The sequence below is a fragment of the Streptomyces drozdowiczii genome (genome assembly GCF_026167665.1).
GTDB lineage: Bacteria > Actinomycetota > Actinomycetes > Streptomycetales > Streptomycetaceae > Streptomyces > Streptomyces drozdowiczii_A.
Genome location: NZ_CP098740.1, coordinates 2195115 through 2216345, shown reverse-complemented (window position 1 = coordinate 2216345; position 21231 = coordinate 2195115). Strand labels below are relative to the sequence as shown.

The window sequence follows — 21231 nt, the reverse complement described above, 5'->3', positions numbered from 1 at the left end:
CGGTCCACCGCAACAGGTGTCCGGCCCCACGCCTCGTCCCAGCGCCGGGCGGTCAGCGCCGGCGGTAGGAGCTCACATAACCGGCGGCCGGGGTGCCGACGCCGGTCACGTCGTCGTAGCCGCGCACGGCCGCCAGCGAGGCGTCCTTGCCCAGGCTGCGCACGGTGGTCCGCAGACCGTCCGCCGCGTCGACGCCGTTGACGTAGTCCACCCGGACGACCGCCAGGTCACGGTGCGCGCCCAGCGGGTGGTCGGTCACGTCGTGGTACGCCTTCGAGTGGTAGCGGGCGTAGATCGCCGGGTTGGCGAAACCGATCGGCCGGCCGTGCTGGGCCTGCTGCGCCAGGGCCTGGATGCCCGCGATGACCGGGGCCGCCAGCGAGGTGCCGCCGATGCGGTACTCGTCGTAGCCGAGCGAACCGTCGGGCAGGGTCTGGGTCTGCCCGACCAGGAAGCCGGTGTTCGGGTCCGCGACGGCCGCGATGTCCGGGGCGGTGCGCATCCGGGTCTTCCCGTTCGCCCGCGCCAGCGAGTCCGGCACGATCCCGCGCTGGTAGAACGGCTGCTTCACGGTGGAGCTGGTGCCGCCGCCCGCGCCCGAGGTGTACGCGCCGGGGAACCCTTCCCAGCTGCGGCCGTTCTTCGCCAGCGGGGCGTTGAGCGTGCCCCAGCCGGTCTCCCAGAGGTACTTGTCGTGCTTGCCGACCGCCAGCGCGGTGCCGCCGACCGAGGTCACCCAGGCCGAGTTGGACGGGACGTCGATCTGCTTGGTGCCGGTCGAGTCGACGTTGTCGCCCGCGTCACCGGAGGAGAAGTAGAAGCCGATGCCCTCGATCGCGCCCATCTGGAACACATGGTCGTAGGCGAGCGCCAGGTCAGGCGTCTGGTTGGCCTCCACATCGCCCCAGGAGTTGGAGACGATGTCCGCGAGGTGGTGGTCGACGACCTTGTTCAGCGAGTCCAGCAGGTCGTTGTCGTAGCAGGACGCGCCGCCCACGTACACGATGTCGGCGGCGGGCGCGACCGCGTGCACGGCCTCGACGTCGAGGGTCTCCTCGCCGTACCAGCCGGAAGCGCCGCACTCCTCGGTCTTCGTGTACTCCTTGGGGAGCACCTGGCTCAACTGGCCGCGCTTGTAGGCCGCGTCACCGTTGCGCTTCGCGTACGCGGCGGCGTCCTTCGCGATGGTGGGGGAGGCGTACGCGTCGGTGATGGCGACGGTCACCCCCTTGCCGGTGTAGTCCCCGGCCCCGTACGCGGCGCGCAGCTGCTTGCCGGTGTAGCCCTTGACCGCGTACGGCGCCTTCGACCCGTACGCCTTCGGCAGCGAGGAGGCCGTCTTCGACCCGAAGTACGAGGAGAACGGGCCGGAGTTGCGGAACACCGCGTCCGGCGGCGGCAGCACGTCGTCGTGGCGGGCGGTGTGCGGGGCGTTGTCCAGACCGGACACGGCGAGCACGGCGTCGCCCAGCCCGGCGGGGACGGAGGCGGTGGTGGACGGGGCGCGGTAAGTGCGCCCGCCCTTGCGGTAGTTGCGCAGCTGGGTGGAGAACGCCTTCTCGGCGGCGGCGACGTCACCGGTGGCCGAGACGTAGTGCTGGTTCGCCCCGGTGACGGTCAGCCCACCGGCCTCCAGCCACTGCCTGACCCGCTCGATCTGCTCCGGGGTGGCCCCGAACCGGGCCTGCGCCTGCGCGGGGCTCAGGAACTTCCCGTACGAGGACGAGTCCGGGTCCGACACGGCGGCGGCGTAGGCGGCGAGGCCCTTCGCGTCCCGGCCCGCCAGGTGCACCCGCACGGACACCTTCGTGCTGTCGGACGCGGCGCCCTGGTCGGCCGAGGCGGTGGCCCAGGCCGGTTTGGTGCCCTGCAACGCGTCCCGGCTCCCGTGTCCGGCATCGGCACTGGCATCGGGCATCCCGAGGGCGAGCGCCCCGGCGAGCAGCGGCAGTGTCACTGCCATGCTCAGCCCGGCGCGTCGTCCGGCGCGGCTGAATATCAAAACAACAACCCCCTGCGATGTGGGTCTCGCGTACGGAGCATGTGCCGAATGAAGTGCACATGTAATGCGCCACTCTGGCGAGGAACCCTTCATGCAGGGGGCATGCATTGACCAAGACTCGGCCAAGTGCGTTCGGGCGCGGTCCGGTTCAGCCCGCCTCCGAACGCCGCCGCCCGGTAAGGTACGGAGGGCCGCGACTGGCGCGCGCCTCCCACGCGGGGTGCTCAGTGGAATCGACCACGAGGGAGCGGCACACCCCGGGCGTGCCCGGGGGCGTCATGCCGGAGAGCCGTCCGCCTGGGCATCCGGGTCCACGCCGCAGCGATGCGACCGACCCGGGAGGAACCCGTGACCGCGTCCGTACCCGCACAGCCCCGCCACCCCGCCCTGGCGACGACCGACCCCGAACTCGCCGCCCTCGTGGCCGCCGAGGAGCAGCTCCAGGCGGACACCCTGCGCCTGATCCCCAGCGAGAACTACGTCTCCGCCGCCGTGCTCGAAGCGTCCGGCACCGTGCTCCAGAACAAGTACTCCGAGGGCTACCCGGGGAAGCGCTACTACGAGGGCCAGCAGGTCATCGACCAGGTCGAGACCCTGACCGCCGAGCGCGCCAAGGCCCTCTTCGCCATGGACCACGCCAACGTCCAGCCGTACTCCGGCTCCCCGGCCAACCTCGCCGTCTACCTGGCCTTCCTCAAGCCCGGCGACACCGTGCTCGGCATGTCGCTGCCCATGGGCGGCCACCTCACGCACGGCTGGGGCGTCTCCGCCACCGGCACCTGGTTCAACGGCGTCCAGTACGGCGTGCGCCGCGACACCGGCCGCGTCGATCTGGACGAGGTCCGCGACCTGGCCCTCGCCGAGCGGCCGAAGCTCATCTTCTGCGGCGGCACCGCCGTGCCCCGCGAGATCGACTTCGCGGGCTTCGCGGAGATCGCCCGCGAGGTGGGCGCGGTCCTGGTGGCGGACATCGCCCACATCGCGGGCCTGGTCGCGGGCGGCGCCCACCCCTCGCCCGCGCCGTACGTGGACGTCGTCTCCACGACCACCCACAAGACCCTGCGCGGCCCGCGCGGCGCGATGCTCCTCAGCCGCGCCGAGCACGCCCGCGCCCTGGACCGCGCCGTCTTCCCCGGCCTCCAGGGCGGCCCGCACAACCAGACCACGGCCGCGATCGGCGTTGCGCTGAAGGAGGCGGCCACCCCGGAATTCCGCGCGTACGCCCACGCGGTGGTGGCCAACGCCCGCGCGCTGGGCGAGGAGTTGGCGGCCCGGGGCTACGACCTGGTCTCGGGCGGCACCGACAACCACCTGCTGCTGGTGGACCTCACGGCCAAGGGCGTCCCCGGCAAACCGGCGGCGAAGGCCCTGGACCGGGCGGGCATCGTCGCCAACTACAACGCGGTCCCGTACGACCCCCGCAAGCCGTTCGACCCCTCGGGCATCCGCCTCGGCACGCCCGCGCTGACGTCCCGGGGCGTCCCCGTCTCGGAGATGGCCAGGATCGCGGACTGGATCGACCGCGTGATCACGGGCGACGAGGACACGATCGGAAAGGTGCGCGCGGAAGTGAAGGACCTGATGGACGCGTACCCGGCACCGGGCCTGCCGGTCGCCTGAGCCGCCACACACGACAGTGCCCCGCACCGGCCGGTGCGGGGCACTGTCGTGTGGCTCAGCCCTGGACGGCGTACGCGACGAACTCGCCCCAGGCGGTGGGCGAGAGGGCGAGTTCGGGGCTGAACTGGTCCTTCGAGTCCCGGACGTGGACGGCTGTGGGGCAGGTAGCGACCTCGACGCAGCTGTCCCCCTCTGAGCCGCTGTAGGTCGACTTGTGCCAGTCCATTGCCACCTCGACGCAGCTGTCCCCCTGGGAGCCGCTGTAACTGCTCTTGAACCAGGTCAGGCCGGACGTGCTCATAGCGCTCCTCGCATTCGCTTCAGCAGGCCCAAGGAGTCCTCGGGAGTTAGGGCCTGTGAGCGAAGTTTGGCATAGCGCTGCTGAAGGATGCTGATCTCTTTCGGATCGGAGATCAGCCGCCCGTTCTGCTGTCCTTCCGAGTACGCGAACCAGCGATGCTCCGGTGTCTCGACCAGTTGCACGGGTCCATCGGTCCCCGCGTGCGTTACCCGTCGCGTGGGCATGATCTGAAACTCCACGTTCCAGTTGCCCTCGATCAACTCGATGAGGTGGTCGAGGAGTTCACGGGTCACCTCGTCCCCGCCTGTGTGCCGCTCCAGGACCGACTGCTCCACGATGAAGCTGAACGCGGTCGGAGGCTTTCGGTTGACGGACAGCAGTTCCTGCCGGGCCATCCGCGCCGCGATGCGCTGTTCCAGCTCTTCCGGGTCCGGCAGGGGCGGCACGTCGAGCGAGATGGCACGCGCGTACGCCTCGGTCTGCAACAAACCAGGGATCACCCGGCATTCGTACGTGTAGAGACTGATCGCCGTCGCTTCGAGGCGCGCCCACTGCACGAACCAGTTCGCCAGCCCGGCTTGCCGGGTCAGATACGGCGCGGCCTTCCGCAGAGCGCCCGTGTTGCCGAGCACGGGCTCCGCGCTCTGCACGAAGCCGGGCTCCGGCATCCGGCGGCCCTGCTCGATGGAGGCGATCGTGTGCTTCGAGTAGCCGACGAGCGCGCCGAACGCCTCGCGGGTCAGGCCGGCGTGTTCGCGTAAGGCATGGACAACCGCGCCGAAGGTGCGCATGCTGTCCGACGCCTCCGGTTCCGAACCGCCCGCCGCTCCCGAATTCCCGTAGGCCACTGTGCCCACCTTTCGCGCCGCACCCCGCCGTACCGCTTCTGACTCGAAGTCATGGTCGGGGCGCGGGCGTCGTACTGTCCACTCCTCGTGCGCGTACGCTGACACTGCGTACGCGTTGCAGGGCTGGTGGGAGCGGGATTCTTCGCCTCTGTGTGCGAAGCCCCGCGCGCGGCTTCGACCGCGTGTACGTTCCCGCCATGGACATGGACAAAACGAGCGAGAACGCGGAGTCACGGTTCTCGGCTCTCCTCGCCGCTGCGGCGAAGCTTCCGGGCGTACGGATCGACCGGGACGCGTACCTCCGGACGGCCCTGCGCCGTCACTGCTCGGAGGAGGACATACGCAGGGCGACGGAGGAGACTCCGGCGGCGGCGGGGATACCCCTCGATGTCCTGGACCGCGTGGCGAACGAGTCGATCCGCTACGAGACCGCCAAGGTGAGCGCGATATCCGCAGCCACCGGTCTTCCCGGCCTCCTCGCCATGCCCGCCACCGTGCCGGCCGACCTCGCCCAGTACGTCGGTCACATGCTCCGCATCGCGCAGAAGCTCGCCTATCTCTACAGCTGGCCCGACCTGTTCTCCGGCGAGGACGATCTCGACGACGCGACCAGGAGCGTGCTCACGCTCTTCTTCGGGGTGATGTTCGGGACCCAGTCCGCGAACGCCGCCGTGGGGAAGGTGGCGGAGGCGCTGTCCAAGGAGGTCGCCAAGAAGCTGCCGCAGAAGGCGCTGACGAAGGGTGTCGTCTACCCGGTGGTGAAGAAGGTCGCCGCGCACCTCGGCGTCAAGATGACGAAGCAGACGTTCGCCAAGTCGGTCTCGAAGGCAGTTCCCGTCGTCGGCGCGGCAGTGTCCGGCACGTTCACCCTGGCGACCTTCCTCCCCATGTCGAAGCGGCTCAAGAAGCACCTCTCCGGTCTGGAGATAGCCGAGCCGACCGGCCAGGTCATCGTGGGAGAGGTCGTACGGGACGCGGACGAGGTGAACGTCCCCAAGCAGGGCCGGGATTGGCGGCTCGTGCGGCGCCGGAAGGAAGTGGAGGAGTGATCGCCCGCTCGGATCTCGGGTCTCGGATCTCAGGTCCCGGGCGATGTGTCCGGGTGGCGTTCGAGCTTCGGGGGCCGAGACCCGAGCGGTGTTCTTCATCCGGCGGGAAAAGCGGGAAAGGCAAAACCTCCCCACCCTCCCCATCCCGTCACGGCCAGCAAGTATGACTAATAGTGAGCGAGTTGCAGCGCAGCGTTGTGGTTGCCTACGGTGCCCCCAACGAAACGACCCCGACGCGGTGTTCTCAGCACCGGCCGGGGTCTGACCCAAGATCGAACCCACTAGAAAGAACCGATCTCATGGCTGCCCAGCACTTTAGTCCCGCCCTGCCCGCCTCCGCCGAAGGCCCCCGCGCGGCCCGCCCCGGCTACGGCAAGCGTTCCGCGCCGCCCGGCCAGGACGCGCCCCGCCCCGCGGACTTCACCGGCCTCCCCGAGCGCGAGCGGTACGTCGCCGCGTACATCGACCGCCTGCCCGACGGGGCCGCGATGGACATCAAGTCGCTCGCCAAGTCCCTTCCCCTGTACGGCCAGATGGCCATCGGCTCCGCCCTCCGCGCGCTCGCCGTGGCCGGGCACCTGCGCCGCGTGCGACGCCGGGTCGACGGCGAGGGGACGTGCCGGTGGGTGACGTACACCTACTGGTCCCGGACGGCCCGCGACAACGAGTGGTGGACCGCCGCGCTCTCCGGGCCGACCGACGTACCCCCGCAGCGCACCGCCCCCGAGCCGCCCGCGCCGCCGAAGCCCCCCGGCGCGCCCTCCGCCGCGTACCTCGCCCTCGCCGGACTCGGCCGCCGCGAACCCCGCCTGGCGCTCTCCGCCACCGACTGCGCCACCCTGGAACCACTGGCCGCCGCCTGGCTCGCACGCGGCGCGAGCACCGAGCACCTGACGGCAGCACTCACCGCCGGACTCCCGGAGGCCGTCACGCACCCCCTCGGCCTGGTGCGCCGCCGCCTCACGGACAAGATGCCGCCGCACCTCCCGGACGCGCCCGGCCCCGCGAACGGGCTCCGGGTCGAGTGCGTCGACTGCGGCCGCCCCGGCCCGGCAGCCGCCCTCCTGGACGGCCTCTGCGGCCCGTGCCGGGGCTCGCACGCGCAGACCGCGGCCCCGGACCGTGCCGGGGGAGTCGCGGCCCGGGTCGCCGGGCTCCGGGGGCTGATGCGGACACCCTGAGCGCGTACGCTCACCCTGAGTACGCGGTTGATCACTGGTGCGAGCCGTGGGCGTACCGCCAGATTGTCGGCATGACACCACTGCCCACCGCGGTCGCCCCCCAAGCTCCGGCCACCGCGACCGCGTTCACCCAGCGCTTCAGCTCCACCCCGCGCGGCGCCCGGCTCGCCCGGCGGCTCGCGCTGCACCAGCTCGACGCCTGGGGCGTGCCGCACGGCAGCACGGCCTCGGACACCGTCGCCGTGCTCGTCGCGGAGCTGGCCGCCAACGCCGTCACGCACGGCCGCGTGCCCGGCCGCGACTTCGAGCTGGCCCTGCGGCTCACCGGCCGCACCCTGCGCATCGAGGTCTCCGACGCCCGCGGCGAACGCCGCCCGCCCGCCGGGGGCGTGACCGATCCCGCGCCCCTCGCCGAGGAGGGCCGGGGCCTGCTCCTGGTGTCGGCGCTCGCCGCCCGCTGGGAGGTGCTGGACCGCGTCCCGGTGGGCAAGACGGTCGCGGCCGAGCTGGAGCTGCCGGGCTGATCAGGTCCCGCCTACTGCGGCTGGATCGTCAATTGACTGTGGTCTCCGTAGTCGCCCGTCCGACTCGCGTACGGAAGGAATTCGGGGGCGTAGAACACTCTTGTCATGCCCTTGAAAGCACTACTTTTGATGACGGCGGTCTTGCCGCTGTCACCATCGGTGTTGCTCACCGAGAAGTCCTCTTTCCGCAGCGCCCCACAGCGCACCTCCCAGATCCAGGGGGTGTCGCCACGGTTCGCTCTTCCTCTGGTGTAAAGGCCGTCCTTCGTGGCAAGGACGTAGCGGAACGTGAGATAGGTGCCGGCCTTCGGCAGATGCCCCTTGGGGGTATTGGTCTCCAGAGCCGTCTTCAGCTCAAGGTCCGGAAGCCCCTCGAATTGCGGGACGAGGTCGGGAAAGGCGTGCGGGCGGTTCCGTATATAGGCTCCGCCGGAGGCGGCGGCGAATCCGGCACCGAGGAGATTCCCGATCATGCTGGACAAGTTCGCCAGCTCGACGAGCCCGGATACAGGCGGGCTGCCCTTCGACCTCAGCTCGTCGTCTATCAGGTCAAGGGTTTCGTATGTTTCTTCGATTGCTTCGATGATTGCCTCCACCCCGACCCCGGTAAGGGCGCGAAAGGCTTGGCCGTTCTCGCCGTGCTGCGGGTTGACAATGCGCTTGCGCCCGCGCGGGATCACCGTGGCCGAGGAAGTCATGGTCGGCCCGTCGCCGGAGGCCGTGATATTGCGCTCGGCAAAGGCGATAAGATCCGACAATCGCATGCCGAAGGCGGATGCGAGTCGGGATGCGGCTGCCAGGGAAAGCAGCCGTTCACCGCGTTCGGCCAGGCCGATCGTCGTGCGGTGCAGGCCGCTCCGGTCGGCCAGGCCCTCCAGGGTCAGGCGCTCGGACTGGCGCAGTTCTGCCACCGCACGAGCCACCGCCAGGGCGAGCGTCGTCGGTTCTTCGGTACCGTCATTCACGGTCAGTATCCGAGCAGGTGGCAGCAGGAAGGTCCAGGAGACTATAGTCTCCACCGGACCGATCGAGGAGATGCGCATGGGTAAGCACAAGGTCATGGACCTCTTCTGCGGCACTGGCGGGTTTTCGAAGGGCTTCGAGAACGCCGGTGACTACGAAGTCGTCTACGGAATCGACCTGCTGCCGCAGTCGATCGAGACGTTCCGCCTCAATCACGGCGGCGCGCTCGCCGTGTCGGGGGATATCCGCAAGGTGGCGCGACCGGAGATCGCCGATCGGCTGAACTTGCGGCGAGGCGAAGTGGACGTGATCGTCGGCGGGCCGCCGTGCCAGGGCTTTTCCTCGATTCGCCCCAACCGGTCTACGAACTATGACGACCCCCGCAACACCCTTTTTGAAGAATTTGCCGCATATGTCGGATACTGGCGGCCGAAGGTCTTCGTGTTCGAGAACGTCGTCGGTCTGGCGACGCATAAGAAGGGAGTGGACCTGGAGGCCGTCCAGGAGGCTTTCTCTTCCCTCGGCTACGAGACCGACTGGCGCATCATGAACGCCGGTCACTTCGGCGTTCCCCAGAAGCGGGAGCGTCTCATCCTCATCGGCTCGGAGCCCGGCATTCCCATTCGGTGGCCGAACCCGACGCACAGCGGAACGTTCCGCACCATCGGCGTGCGCGACGCTTCCCGCATGCTCAGGCCGCACGAGCCCGATCTTTTCGACGCCGCCGCGACGACGCTGCCTCCGGCGCTCACGGTCACGGAAGCGATCGGTGACCTGCCCCCCATTGCCAGTGGTGAAGAAGCGCTCACCTACGACCGCCCGCCGCAGAACGAATACCAGAGGGCCCGCCGGTCGGGCGCGAGTGCTCTGACGCTGCATGCGTCGACGCGCCACAGTGCGAAGATGCTCGAAATCATCCGCCACGCCGGCCCGAACATCTCGAGTATCCCCGCCCACCTGATTACGAGTGGATTCTCGAGCTGCTACTCCCGGCTCGAGGGCGACGAGCCCGCCCCCACCATCACCGTGAACTTCGTCCACCCAGCCTCGAACAAGTGCATCCACCCGGTGCTGGACCGCGCTCTGACCCCGCGGGAGGGCGCGCGGATTCAGTCGTTCGATGACGACTTCAAGTTTGCCGGGGTCAACAGGAATGTCATCGCGAAGCAGATCGGGAACGCTGTTCCCCCCCTGCTGGGCAAGGTGATCGCGGAGGCGGTGTCCCGGATGCTCGGCAGCGGAACCGGCGACGAGGTCCCGGTCAAGGTCCACTCGGGGGCCATGGGGTGAGAGAAGCGGGTGCGTCGGCCCGGTCGAGCGCCGGTCGCACCCGCCCGCACCCGCAGGCACATACGCGAAGACCCCGACCTCAGCGTTTCCGCTGAAGGCGGGGTCTTCGGCACCTTCATGAGGTGCCCCCGGCAGGATTCGAACCTGCGCACCCGGCTCCGGAGGCCGATGCTCTATCCCCTGAGCTACGGGGGCGTATCGCTGTGCTGCTCTGCGACGGGTGAAACACTACCAGCTCCGACGGGGTGCCTGTGAACAGGTATTCCGCGTCATCGCGTGAGGGCGCGCGCCCCCTCGTACGCACATCCGGCCATCCTCGGCGGCCCTCCTCCGGGGGCGGAAGTGGGCAAAACCCGGACGCAGCCCTCCGGCGCGCCTACTCTCGAAGGGTGTCTGGGGCATGCGGCCGCGTGCTTGTTGTCGACGACAACAAGGTCATCCGGCAGTTGATCAGGGTCAACCTCGAACTGGAGGGCTTCGAGGTCGTGACCGCGGGCGATGGTGTCGAGTGTCTGGATCTCGTGCACCGGGTCCGCCCCGACGTCATCACGCTCGACGTGGTCATGCCCCGGCTCGACGGCCTCCAGACCGCCACCCGGCTGCGGTCCGACCCGCGCACCGGGCATCTGCCGCTCGCGATCGTCAGCGCCTGCACGCCGTACGAGGTGGACCACGGCGTCGCCGCCGGGGTGGACGCGTTCCTCGCCAAGCCGTTCGAGCCGGGCGAGCTGGTGATGCTCGTGCGGCGGCTCGTCGAGCGCGGCCGGCCGACCGTGCCGGCCACCGGCCGGGGTGCCGGGCGGGCGGATCGCTCCGTCGGCTGACCGCATGGCGAAACCGGTTCGCGAAGGGCCCCCCTCCCTCCCATACGCTTGTCCCGTGACCCCCGTCGATCTCTCCACGACCGTGCTGCACGCGGTGCGCCGCGCGGTCCGCGAGGACGCCCTGCGCGCGCCCGTGCCCGCGCGCGTACGGGTGGAGAGGACCCGGCCCGGCGGGCGCGGCGACTACGCCAGCGCCGTCGCGCTCCAGCTCGCGGGACCCGCGGGGCTCGGCGCCCGCGAGGTCGCCGAGATCCTGCGCGACCGGCTCGCCGGAGCCCCCGGAGTCGCCGGGGTCGAGATCACCGGACCCGGCTTCCTCAACTTCACGCTCGACGCCGCCACCGGCGCCGCCGCCCACCGCGCCCTCGTCCACCGGGTGCGGGAGCAGGGGCAGCGGTACGGATACGGGGACGCCCTCGCCGGACAGCGGCTGCGGCTCGTCCACGCCCGCGAGGTCCGGGCCGCCGTCACCGCCGACACCGTCCGCCGCCTCCTGACCGCCCAGGGCGCCGACGTACGCCTCGGCTGCGAGGGCGAGCCGGACCCGGACTGGACGCGGCTCGGGGTGAGCGCGGAGGCGTACGGGACACCGCGTGCGGCGCGGGAGCCCGGCGCCCCCGCGCGACGGACCTCTCCGGTGGGCGGCAGCCCGACCCCCGAACCGCCCGCCCCCATACGCCCCGTCCCCGCAGGGGACACCGCCGCCGCCCTGCTGGCCCGGCTCGGCCCCGACGCCACCCGCTGGGGCCTCCTCCGGCCCGCCGGGCACGACCGCGCCCCCCTCGGGCCCGGACTCCTCGCGCAGACCGAGGCCAACGCCCTCTTCCGGGTGCGGTACGCGCACGCCCGCGCCCGTGCCGTCGTCCGGGGGCGGGGCGGCTCGGGGTCGCCGTCGCGGGGCCCGGCGAGGACATCGACGCGACCGGGGCGGCCGACCTGCTCGCGCTGCTCGACGCGCACCCCGCCGTCCTCGCGGGCGCCGCCCGCCACCGCGCCCCCGACCGGCTCGCCCGGCACCTCGACGCCGTCGCCGGCGCCTTCTTCGACTTCCACGACGCCGCCCCACCGCTCCCCGTCGGGGACGGGAAACCCTCGGCCGCCCACCGCTCCCGGACGGCCCTCGCCGAAGCCGCCGGGACGGTGCTGGCCGGCGGTCTGTCCCTGCTCGGCGTCAGCGCGCCCGAACACCTCTGAGCACCCCGAGAGAGCAGAGCCACACGATGAGCCGATCCGCACACCCCGCCGGACCCCGTCACGCCGACGTCATGTCCGACGGCCACTACCTCGCCCCCGCCGACGACCTCAACGTCCTCGACCAGAAGGTGTGGTCCCGCACCGTCACCCGCGACGAGCACGGCGCCGTCACCGTCGGCGGGCTCACGGTCTCCCGCCTCGCCGAGGAGTTCGGCACCCCCGCCTACTTCCTGGACGAGGCCGACTTCCGGGCCCGCTGCCGCGCCTGGTCCGACGCCTTCGGGCCCGGGGCCGACGTCTTCTACGCGGGCAAGGCGTTCCTCTCCCGGGCCGTCGTGCGCTGGCTCAAGGAGGAGGGGCTCAACCTCGACGTCTGCTCGGCCGGCGAGCTGGCCACCGCGCTCGACGCCGGAATGCCCGCCGAGCGCATCGCCCTCCACGGCAACAACAAGAGCGTCGAGGAGATCGAGCGCGCCGTCGCGGCGGGCGTCGGACGCATCGTCCTCGACTCCTTCCAGGAGATCGTCCGCGTCGCCCACGTCGCGCAGGGCCTCGGCAAGCGCCAGCGCGTCCAGATCCGGGTCACCGTCGGCGTCGAGGCCCACACCCACGAGTTCATCGCCACCGCCCACGAGGACCAGAAGTTCGGCATCGCGCTCGCCGGCGGACAGGCCGCCGAGGCCGTGCGCCGGGCGCTCACCCTGGACGGGCTCGAACTCGTCGGCATCCACTCCCACATCGGCTCCCAGATCTTCGACATGGCCGGCTTCGAGGTCTCCGCCCGCCGCGTCGTGCAGCTGCTCGCCGAGGTGCGCGACGAGCACGGCGTCGAACTGCCCGAGATCGACCTCGGCGGCGGCCTCGGCATCGCGTATACCTCCGACGACGACCCGCGCGAACCGCACGAGATCGCCAAGTCGCTCGGCGACATCGTCACCCGCGAGTGCGAGGCCGCCGGTCTCGCCACCCCCCGCATCTCCGTCGAGCCCGGCCGCGCCATCGTCGGCCCGACCGCCTTCACGCTGTACGAGGTCGGCACGGTCAAGCCGCTGGAGGGCCTGCGCACCTACGTGAGCGTCGACGGCGGCATGTCGGACAACATCCGCACCGCGCTGTACGACGCCGAGTACAGCGTCGCGCTCGCCTCGCGGACCTCGGACGCCGAACCGATGCTCGTCCGGGTCGTCGGCAAGCACTGCGAGAGCGGCGACATCGTGGTCAAGGACGCCTACCTGCCGTCCGACCTGGCCCCCGGCGACCTGATCGCCGTGCCCGCCACCGGCGCGTACTGCCGCTCCATGGCGAGCAACTACAACCACGCCCTGCGCCCGCCGGTCGTCGCCGTGCGGGACGGGGAGGCACGGGTCATCGTCCGACGCGAGACGGAGGAAGATCTCCTGCGTCTCGACGTCGGCTGATGACGTATTTCCGGGGGCGTACCACGCTGTCCCCATAAACATCTCAGGATCCGGACGGGTGGCGGGAACACCCGTCCGGTGAGTGAGACTGGTCCGTACTACAGGTGTAAAGGAAACGAGGTCGGATGATGCGTACGCGTCCGCTGAAGGTGGCGCTGCTGGGCTGTGGTGTGGTCGGCTCAGAGGTGGCGCGCATCATGACGACGCACGCCGACGACCTCGCCGCGCGCATCGGCGCGCCGGTGGAGCTCGCCGGTGTCGCCGTCCGCCGGCCCTCCAAGGTGCGCGAGGGCATCGACCCCGCCCTGATCACCACGGACGCGACCGCCCTGGTCAAACGCGGCGACATCGACGTCGTCATCGAGGTCATCGGCGGCATCGAGCCCGCCCGCACGCTGATCAGGACCGCCTTCGAGCACGGCGCGAGCGTCGTCTCCGCCAACAAGGCCCTGCTCGCCGAGGACGGCGCCGCCCTGCACGCCGCCGCCGAGCAGCACGGCCGGGACCTCTACTACGAGGCCGCCGTGGCCGGCGCCATCCCGCTCGTACGACCGCTGCGCGAGTCCCTGGCCGGTGACAAGGTCAACCGGGTGCTCGGCATCGTCAACGGCACCACCAACTTCATCCTCGACAAGATGGACACCAGCGGCGCCGGATACTCCGAGGCGCTGGACGAGGCCACCGCCCTCGGTTACGCGGAGGCCGACCCGACCGCCGACGTGGAGGGCTTCGACGCCGCCGCCAAGGCCGCCATCCTCGCCGGGATCGCCTTCCACACCCGGGTCCGCATCGGCGACGTGCACCGCGAGGGCATCACCGAGGTCACCGCCGCCGACATCGCGTCCGCCCGCCGCATGGGCTGCACCGTCAAGCTCCTCGCCATCTGCGAGCGCGCCGCCGACGGGGCCTCCGTGACGGCCCGCGTGCACCCCGCGATGATCCCGCTGAGCCACCCGCTCGCCTCGGTGCGCGAGGCGTACAACGCGGTGTTCGTGGAGGCCGAGGCGGCCGGGCAGCTGATGTTCTACGGCCCCGGCGCGGGCGGCTCGCCCACCGCGTCCGCGGTCCTCGGCGACCTCGTGGCCGTCTGCCGCAACAAGCTCAACGAGGCCCCGGGCCCGGTGAGTCCGCGTACACGCGCCTGCCGGTGAGCCCCATGGGCGACGTCGTCACGCGGTACCACATCAGCCTCGACGTGGCCGACAAGCCGGGCGTGCTCGCCCAGGTCGCGACGGTCTTCGCCGACCAGGGCGTATCCATCGATACGGTCCGCCAGCAGAGCCGGCCGGACAGTCAGGAAACCGACGGCGAGGCATCGCTCGTCGTCGTCACCCACCGCGCGCCCGACGCCGCCCTCTCCGGGACCGTCGAAGCGCTGCGCAAGCTCGACACCGTGCGCGGTGTCGCCAGCATCATGCGTGTTGAAGGGGAGTAAGGACCCATGACCACCAAGGGCACCCACCAGTGGCGCGGCATCATCGAGGAGTACCGGGACCGTCTCCCGGTCACGAGCACGACGCCGGTCGTCACGCTCCGTGAGGGCGGTACGCCGCTCGTCCCCGCTCAGGTCCTCTCCGAGCGCACGGGCTGCGAGGTGCACCTCAAGGTCGAGGGCGCCAACCCCACCGGGTCCTTCAAGGACCGCGGCATGACCATGGCCATCACCCGGGCCAAGGAGGAGGGCGCGCAGGCCGTCATCTGCGCCTCCACCGGCAACACCTCCGCCTCGGCCGCCGCCTACGCGGTCCGGGCCGGCATGGTCTGCGCGGTCCTCGTGCCGCAGGGCAAGATCGCGCTCGGCAAGATGGGCCAGGCGCTCGTGCACGGCGCCAAGATCCTCCAGGTCGACGGCAACTTCGACGACTGCCTGACGCTGGCCCGCTCGCTCTCGGACAACTACCCGGTCGCGCTGGTCAATTCGGTCAACCCGGTCCGCATCGAGGGCCAGAAGACCGCCGCGTTCGAGATCGTCGACGCGCTCGGCGACGCCCCGGACATCCACGTCCTCCCGGTCGGCAACGCGGGCAACATCACCGCGTACTGGAAGGGGTACACCGAGTACGCCGGGGACGGCATGGCGACGCACAAGCCGCGCATGTGGGGCTTCCAGGCGTCCGGCTCCGCGCCCATCGTGCGCGGCGAGGTCGTCAAGGACCCGTCGACCATCGCGACCGCGATCCGGATCGGCAACCCGGCCTCCTGGAACTACGCGCTCGCCGCGCGCGACGAGTCCGGCGGCTTCATCGACGAGGTCACGGACCGTCAGATCCTGTCCGCCTACCGGCTGTTGGCCTCCCAGGAGGGCGTCTTCGTGGAGCCCGCGTCGGCCGCCTCCGTCGCCGGTCTGCTCAAGGCCGCCGAGGAGGGCAAGGTCGACCCCGGCCAGCGCATCGTCTGCACGGTGACCGGCAACGGCCTCAAGGACCCCGACTGGGCCGTCGCGGGCGCCCCGCAGCCCGTCACCGTCCCGGTCGACGCGGCCGCCGCCGCCGAGAAGCTGGGCCTGGCGTGACCGCGTAACGCGTCCAACCCCCGGGCCGGTCCGGACGACGGCCCGGGGCAGCGCGCGACGACGCGTCAGAAAGGGCCTCCTACCGGCCCTTTCCGGCAACAAGAGCGCACCGCGGGCGTGCGACACGCATCGTGCGCCTCCTGTGCGCCCTATGTCGCCACAGAACCTTCCTTCGATAAGCTGTACCCAACCCGCCCCGCCGCGTCTGCCGGGGTGCCCCGGGCCGTTGCGGCTCCCCCGAAGAACCCCCGCCCGCAGCCCCCGGAATCCCCGCCGCCTCACAAGGAGAGTCGTCACAGCGATGGCCGGTCCCGCCTTCCGAGCCGCCGCCGTCCGGGTGCGCGTCCCCGCGACCAGCGCCAACCTGGGCCCCGGTTTCGACGCCCTCGGCCTGTCGCTCGGCCTGTACGACGACGTCGTCGTCCGCGTCGCCGACTCCGGACTGCACATCGACATCGCCGGTGAGGGCGCGGACACCCTGCCCCGCGACGAGAAGCACCTGCTCGTACGGTCCCTGCGCACCGCCTTCGACCTGCTCGGCGGACAGCCCCGCGGCCTGGAGATCGTCTGCGCCAACCGCATCCCGCACGGACGCGGCCTCGGCTCGTCGTCCGCCGCCATCTGCGCCGGGATCGTCGCCGCCCGCGCCGTGACGACCGGCGGTGACGCCCGCCTCGACGACGCGGCCCTGCTGGAGCTCGCCACCGAGATCGAGGGCCACCCCGACAACGTCGCGGCCTGCCTGCTCGGCGGATTCACGCTGGCCTGGATGGACGGCGCCTCCGCCCGCGCGATCCGGATGGATCCCGCTGATTCCATCGTTCCGGTGGTTTTCGTCCCCGGCAAGCCGGTGCTCACCGAGACCGCCCGCGGCCTCCTGCCGCGCACCGTCCCGCACGTCGACGCCGCCTTCAACGCCGGCCGTGCCGCCCTCCTCGTCGAGGCCCTGACCAGGCGCCCCGAGCTGCTGCTCACGGCCACCGAGGACCGGCTGCACCAGGACTACCGCGCGCCCGCCATGGCCGAGAGCGTCGAACTCGTCGGCCGGCTGCGCGCCGAGGGCGTCCCCGCGGTCATCTCCGGCGCCGGACCGACGGTGCTGGCCCTGGCCGGTGACGGCGACGCCGACAAGGTCGCCCGACTGGCGGGTGAGGGCTGGGCGGCCAACCGGCTCGCTCTCGACGCGCAGGGCGCCAGCGTCCTGCCGCTGGCCCCGTAGCCCGCGAGGCCGCTGGCCGAGAAGTGATTGCCGGTGAGTGAGAGGGGGAATGTTTGTTGGAGCCGGTAGTGTTAACCTCAAGTCTGCAATCGACGTCCATGAGGCGCGTTGCTCCGTGTCCCGTTCGGGACCACCATTTCTTCCGGGAGCCTCCCCAACTGCCTGAGCAGCCTGCCTGAGCAGTTGCGAGCACGCTCCGGAACCGGCACGACACCCCTCCGCTCGTCCAGGAGTGGGCCGAGCAGGGGGATGCTCGCGCCGGGCACATGCACACCTCATCTCTCCGCCGTTCCATCCGGCGGACCACCGCCCCGGCACGGGCCGCACCAACCGAGGACCGCAGCCGGACAGCACAACCGGTCGCCGAGCCAGAAGGCCGACGTCCGCTCCAGGGAAGGACCCTTCGTGAGCGACACCACCGATCTGATGGGCGTGACTGCCGACAAGAACGTCGACAGCGCCGCGCCCGCCGAAGGTGCTGCCACTGGCACCACCGCACGGCGCCGCCGCTCCGGCACCGGCCTTGAGGGCATGGTCCTGGCCGAGCTGCAGCAGGTCGCGTCCGGCCTCGGCATCAAGGGCACCGCGCGGATGCGCAAGAGCCAGCTGATCGAGGTCATCAAGGAGGCCCAGGCCGGCGGCTCCTCCGCCCCCAAGGCCAAGGCCACCGCGGCCCCCGCCGAGGGCGCCGAGACCAAGCCGAAGCGCCGCGCCACCTCCAAGGCGCGCACCGGCGCCGACGAGGCCCCGGCCGCCGCGCCCGCCGACAAGGCCGCGGCCCAGCAGCAGATCGACATCCCGGGCCAGCCGGCCAGCGACGACCAGCCCGCGGGCGAGCGCCGTCGCCGCCGCGCCACCGCGCAGGCGGGCAGCCCGGAGAGCAAGCCGGACGCCAAGGCGCAGACCAAGGACCGCGCCCAGGACGAGCCGAAGCAGGACCAGAAGCACGAGGCGCCCGCCGAGGACCGCTCCGCCGACTCCAAGGCCGAGTCCGGCGCGGACAACGCCGACGGCCGCCGGGGCGACCGCGGCGACCGCCAGCGCGGGGACCGGGGCGGCGAGCAGCGCCGCGACCGCCAGCGCGACCGTCAGCGCGGCAAGGGCGACGACCAGGGCGGCAACCGGCGCCAGGGCGGCGGCCAGAACCAGGGCGGCAACAACGGCCCGCAGGACGACGGCTACGACGACGAGGGCGGCCGGCGCGGCCGGCGCGGGCGCTACCGCGACCGCCGGGGCCGTCGTGGGCGCGACGAGTTCGCCGACGCCCCGCCCGTCACCGACGACGACGTCCTGATCCCCGTCGCGGGCATCCTGGACATCCTCGACAACTACGCGTTCATCCGGACCTCCGGCTACCTGCCCGGCCCGAACGACGTGTACGTCTCGCTCGCCCAGGTCCGCAAGAACGGCCTGCGCAAGGGCGACCACGTCACCGGTGCGGTGCGCCAGCCCAAGGACGGCGAGCGCCGCGAGAAGTTCAACGCGCTGGTCCGCCTGGACTCGGTCAACGGCATGGCGCCCGAATCGGGCCGCGGCCGCCCCGAGTTCCAGAAGCTGACCCCGCTCTACCCGCAGGACCGGCTCCGCCTGGAGACCGACTCCAACGTCCTGACGACGCGGATCATCGACCTGGTCGCCCCCATCGGCAAGGGCCAGCGCGGTCTGATCGTGGCCCCGCCGAAGACCGGTAAGACCATGATCCTCCAGGCCATCGCCAACGCGATCACGGTCAACAGCCCCGAGTGCCACCTGATGGTCGTCCTCGTGGACGAGCGTCCGGAAGAGGTCACCGACATGCAGCGGTCGGTGAAGGGCGAGGTCATCTCCTCGACCTTCGACCGCCCCGCCGAGGACCACACCACGGTCGCCGAGCTGGCCATCGAGCGCGCCAAGCGCCTCGTGGAGCTGGGCCACGACGTGGTCGTCCTGCTCGACTCGATCACCCGCCTGGGACGCGCGTACAACCTCGCCGCCCCGGCCTCCGGCCGCATCCTGTCCGGTGGTGTCGACTCGACCGCGCTCTACCCGCCGAAGCGCTTCTTCGGCGCCGCGCGCAACATCGAGGACGGCGGCTCGCTGACCATCCTGGCCACCGCGCTCGTCGAGACCGGCTCGCGCATGGACGAGGTGATCTTCGAGGAGTTCAAGGGCACCGGCAACATGGAGCTCAAGCTCGACCGCAAGCTCTCCGACAAGCGGATCTTCCCGGCGGTGGACGTCGACGCGTCCTCCACCCGCAAGGAGGAAATCCTGCTCGGCAGCGAGGAGTTGGGGATCGTCTGGAAGCTGCGCCGGGTGCTGCACGCGCTCGACCAGCAGCAGGCCATCGAGCTTCTGCTCGACCGGATGAAGAAGACCCAGTCGAACGCGGAGTTCCTGCTCCAGATCCAGAAGACGACGCCGGCCCCGGGCAACAACAACGACTAGTCGTCGCCCCTCCGGCAGCACACAGGGCCGCCCCCGCACTTCCGGTGCGGGGGCGGCCCTGTGCCGTACCCCGTTGCCGTTCCGAGACCTTCACCACACGGGCACGGCCGCGCGGGGCCTCGTACGACCGTTGTACGGCCCACGAAACCGCAGGTGAACGCCCGAATACCGGCCGCTCCCGGACCCGGGCGGGCCGTTCCGGACGCACCCGGGGGCACAGCCGCCTGTGCCACGCTTCTTGTCGCCGCCAACGCAAGGGGGTAGCCGACGGAACGAGGGAGACGCATGAGCGAGCGAAGCGGGAGCAGCGGCCGAATACGGGCCACCGGCAAACGCCGGAAGAAGCCGTCCCGCGGCCGCAGGGCGAAGCGCGTGGCCGTCTGGAGCCTGGCCGGCGCGGTCGTCGTGGGCGGTGCGGGCCTCGGCTACGCGTACGTCCACCTCAACGGCAATCTCCAGGCCGTCGACATCAACACCGCGCTCGGCAAGGACCGCCCGGAGAACGTCGACAACGGCTCCGAGGACATCCTCGTCCTGGGCTCCGACTCCCGCTCCGGCGCGAACGGCGAGTACGGCGCCGACGAGGGCGCGGCCCGCTCGGACACCGCGATGGTCGTCCACGTCAACAAGGGCCACAAGACCGCGAGTGTGGTCTCCATCCCGCGCGACACCCTCATCACCCGGCCCGACTGCACCGGCGACGTCAGCGGCAAGCCCGTGGCCGGACAGCAGCGCGCCATGTTCAACACGGCGTACGAGGTCGGCGGGCCGGCCTGCGCGGTCAAGACCGTGGAATCCATGTCCGGCATCCGCATGGACCACTACGTCGAGGTCGACTTCACCGGCTTCAAGAAGCTGATCGACAAGCTCGGCGGCGTCGACATCACCACCACCAAGGCGATCGACGACCCCGACAGCCACCTGGACCTCCAGCCCGGCACCCACACCCTGGACGGCGAGCAGTCCCTCGGCCTGGTCCGCACCCGGCACAGCGTCGGCGACGGCAGCGACCTCGGCCGCATCCAGCTCCAGCAGGCGTTCATCAAGGCGCTGATGCAGCAGGTCAAGAGCGTGGGCGTGTTCAACGGCACCAAGCTGTACGGCATCGCGGACACCGCCACCAAGGCCGTCACCACCGACTCCGACCTGGGCTCGGTCACCAAGCTCGCCGGCTTCGCCAAGGGCCTCAAGGGCCTCGGCTCCGACAACGTGAACATGGTGACCCTGCCCGTCGAGTACGACCCCGCCGACCCCAACCGCGTCATCCCGCTGGAGAAGGCCGACCGGCAGGTCTGGGACGCGCTGCGCGCCGACCGGCCGGTCCCCGCCTCCGCGACGAAGCAGTCGGCCGGCGACAAGGGCGACGCCGGCACGGTCGTCCGCTGAGCCGGGAGCCGGGGGAATACCCGGCCGTCCACCCTGGTTTTGGGAGATACGGCCGGTCCTGGCAGACTGGTACGTCGGCCCCGGTTCACGGACGCGCAATCCGCGCGTGCGACCCGGAGCCCTCCCGAACCTAGGAGACACCCTTGAAGCGCGACATCCACCCCCAGTACGTCGAGACGCAGGTCAGCTGCACCTGTGGCGCGTCGTTCACCACCCGCTCCACGCTGGACAGCGGCACCATCCGTGCCGAGGTCTGCTCCGAGTGCCACCCGTTCTACACGGGCAAGCAGAAGATCCTCGACACCGGTGGCCGTGTGGCCCGCTTCGAGGCCCGCTTCGGCAAGGGCGCCAAGGCCGCCGGCAAGTAGCGAGCCGTCCGCGCCGGTCCGCGGTGCCCTTTTCCGAGGGCGCCGTGGCCGGCGTTTTTTTCCGGTCCGGGCACGGGGTCTCCGTACCCCGGCCCCGGCAGGCAC

Annotated in this window: 16 protein-coding genes, 1 tRNA gene and 2 pseudogenes; 14 read left to right on the top strand and 5 right to left on the bottom strand. The window is 71.2% G+C overall.

Features of this window, described 5'->3' with window-relative positions:
• Positions 1-52: 52 nt before the first annotated feature.
• The gene (locus NEH16_RS09780) at positions 53-1963 is read right to left on the bottom strand and encodes a S53 family peptidase (RefSeq protein WP_265541104.1); all 1911 of its coding nucleotides are present in this window, start codon (positions 1961-1963) and stop codon (positions 53-55) included.
• A gap of 387 nt (positions 1964-2350) precedes the next feature.
• Here NEH16_RS09780 and glyA point away from each other — a divergent pair, with 387 nt between their 5' ends.
• Entirely contained in the window at positions 2351-3622 is a 1272-nt protein-coding gene (gene glyA / locus NEH16_RS09775; RefSeq protein ID WP_265541102.1) for a serine hydroxymethyltransferase, read from the top strand.
• 55 nt (positions 3623-3677) lie between these two features.
• Here glyA and NEH16_RS09770 read toward each other — a convergent pair whose 3' ends face one another.
• Both NEH16_RS09770 and NEH16_RS09765 read right to left on the bottom strand, forming a co-directional pair.
• A complete protein-coding gene (locus tag NEH16_RS09770) occupies positions 3678-3923 on the bottom strand; it encodes a DUF397 domain-containing protein (protein ID WP_265541100.1) in 246 nt (81 codons plus the stop codon).
• A complete protein-coding gene (locus tag NEH16_RS09765) occupies positions 3920-4714 on the bottom strand; it encodes a helix-turn-helix domain-containing protein (protein ID WP_265541098.1) in 795 nt (264 codons plus the stop codon). The genes NEH16_RS09770 and NEH16_RS09765 overlap by 4 nt, the downstream gene beginning before the upstream one ends.
• Before the next feature lie 254 nt (positions 4715-4968).
• On the opposite strand from NEH16_RS09765, the gene NEH16_RS09760 reads away from it, so the two are divergent.
• The 3 genes from NEH16_RS09760 (at position 4969) to NEH16_RS09750 (ending at position 7525) form a co-directional block, all read left to right on the top strand.
• Entirely contained in the window at positions 4969-5820 is an 852-nt protein-coding gene (locus tag NEH16_RS09760) for an EcsC family protein (protein ID WP_265541096.1), read from the top strand.
• Between the two features lie 299 nt (positions 5821-6119).
• Positions 6120-7001 carry a MarR family transcriptional regulator gene (locus NEH16_RS09755; protein ID WP_265541094.1) on the top strand — a complete coding sequence of 294 codons (882 nt, stop codon included), beginning with the start codon at positions 6120-6122 and terminating at the stop codon, positions 6999-7001.
• Positions 7002-7072: 71 nt separating this feature from the next.
• Positions 7073-7525 (top strand): ATP-binding protein, encoded by a 453-nt coding sequence (locus NEH16_RS09750; RefSeq protein WP_265541092.1) that lies wholly within the window; start codon positions 7073-7075, stop codon positions 7523-7525.
• 11 nt (positions 7526-7536) lie between these two features.
• Here NEH16_RS09750 and NEH16_RS09745 read toward each other — a convergent pair whose 3' ends face one another.
• The gene (locus NEH16_RS09745; protein WP_265541090.1) at positions 7537-8568 is read right to left on the bottom strand and encodes a helix-turn-helix domain-containing protein; all 1032 of its coding nucleotides are present in this window, start codon (positions 8566-8568) and stop codon (positions 7537-7539) included.
• On the opposite strand from NEH16_RS09745, the gene NEH16_RS09740 reads away from it, so the two are divergent.
• On the top strand, positions 8567-9778 hold the full coding sequence (locus tag NEH16_RS09740; RefSeq protein WP_265541088.1) for a DNA cytosine methyltransferase: 1212 nt from the start codon (positions 8567-8569) through the stop codon (positions 9776-9778). The two genes, NEH16_RS09745 and NEH16_RS09740, sit on opposite strands and share 2 nt — an antisense overlap.
• Positions 9779-9901: 123 nt before the next feature.
• On the opposite strand, the gene NEH16_RS09735 is transcribed toward NEH16_RS09740, so the two are convergent.
• A tRNA-Arg gene (locus NEH16_RS09735) sits at positions 9902-9973 on the bottom strand.
• 194 nt (positions 9974-10167) lie between these two features.
• On the opposite strand from NEH16_RS09735, the gene NEH16_RS09730 reads away from it, so the two are divergent.
• The 9 genes and pseudogenes from NEH16_RS09730 to rpmE all read left to right on the top strand — a co-directional run bounded on the left by NEH16_RS09730 (position 10168) and on the right by rpmE (position 21126).
• On the top strand, positions 10168-10602 hold the full coding sequence (locus tag NEH16_RS09730; RefSeq protein ID WP_430523746.1) for a response regulator: 435 nt from the start codon (positions 10168-10170) through the stop codon (positions 10600-10602).
• A 55-nt stretch (positions 10603-10657) separates the two neighbouring features.
• Positions 10658-11796 (top strand): annotated as a pseudogene (nrtL, locus tag NEH16_RS09725) (ArgS-related anticodon-binding protein NrtL).
• 26 nt (positions 11797-11822) lie between these two features.
• Entirely contained in the window at positions 11823-13214 is a 1392-nt protein-coding gene (gene lysA / locus NEH16_RS09720) for a diaminopimelate decarboxylase (RefSeq protein WP_265541086.1), read from the top strand.
• Between the two features lie 125 nt (positions 13215-13339).
• Positions 13340-14649 (top strand): annotated as a pseudogene (locus tag NEH16_RS09715) (homoserine dehydrogenase).
• Between the two features lie 6 nt (positions 14650-14655).
• Positions 14656-15726: a threonine synthase gene (gene thrC, locus NEH16_RS09710; RefSeq protein WP_265541083.1), complete on the top strand. Its 1071-nt coding sequence runs from the start codon at positions 14656-14658 to the stop codon at positions 15724-15726.
• A gap of 301 nt (positions 15727-16027) precedes the next feature.
• Positions 16028-16945: a homoserine kinase gene (gene thrB, locus NEH16_RS09705; RefSeq protein WP_018102647.1), complete on the top strand. Its 918-nt coding sequence runs from the start codon at positions 16028-16030 to the stop codon at positions 16943-16945.
• Positions 16946-17350: 405 nt separating this feature from the next.
• On the top strand, positions 17351-19372 hold the full coding sequence (gene rho, locus NEH16_RS09700; RefSeq protein WP_265541081.1) for a transcription termination factor Rho: 2022 nt from the start codon (positions 17351-17353) through the stop codon (positions 19370-19372).
• A 285-nt stretch (positions 19373-19657) separates the two neighbouring features.
• Positions 19658-20758 (top strand): LCP family protein, encoded by a 1101-nt coding sequence (locus NEH16_RS09695; protein WP_265541079.1) that lies wholly within the window; start codon positions 19658-19660, stop codon positions 20756-20758.
• A 143-nt stretch (positions 20759-20901) separates the two neighbouring features.
• Positions 20902-21126 (top strand): 50S ribosomal protein L31, encoded by a 225-nt coding sequence (gene rpmE / locus NEH16_RS09690; RefSeq protein ID WP_018102644.1) that lies wholly within the window; start codon positions 20902-20904, stop codon positions 21124-21126.
• The last annotated feature ends 105 nt before the right edge of the window (positions 21127-21231 follow it).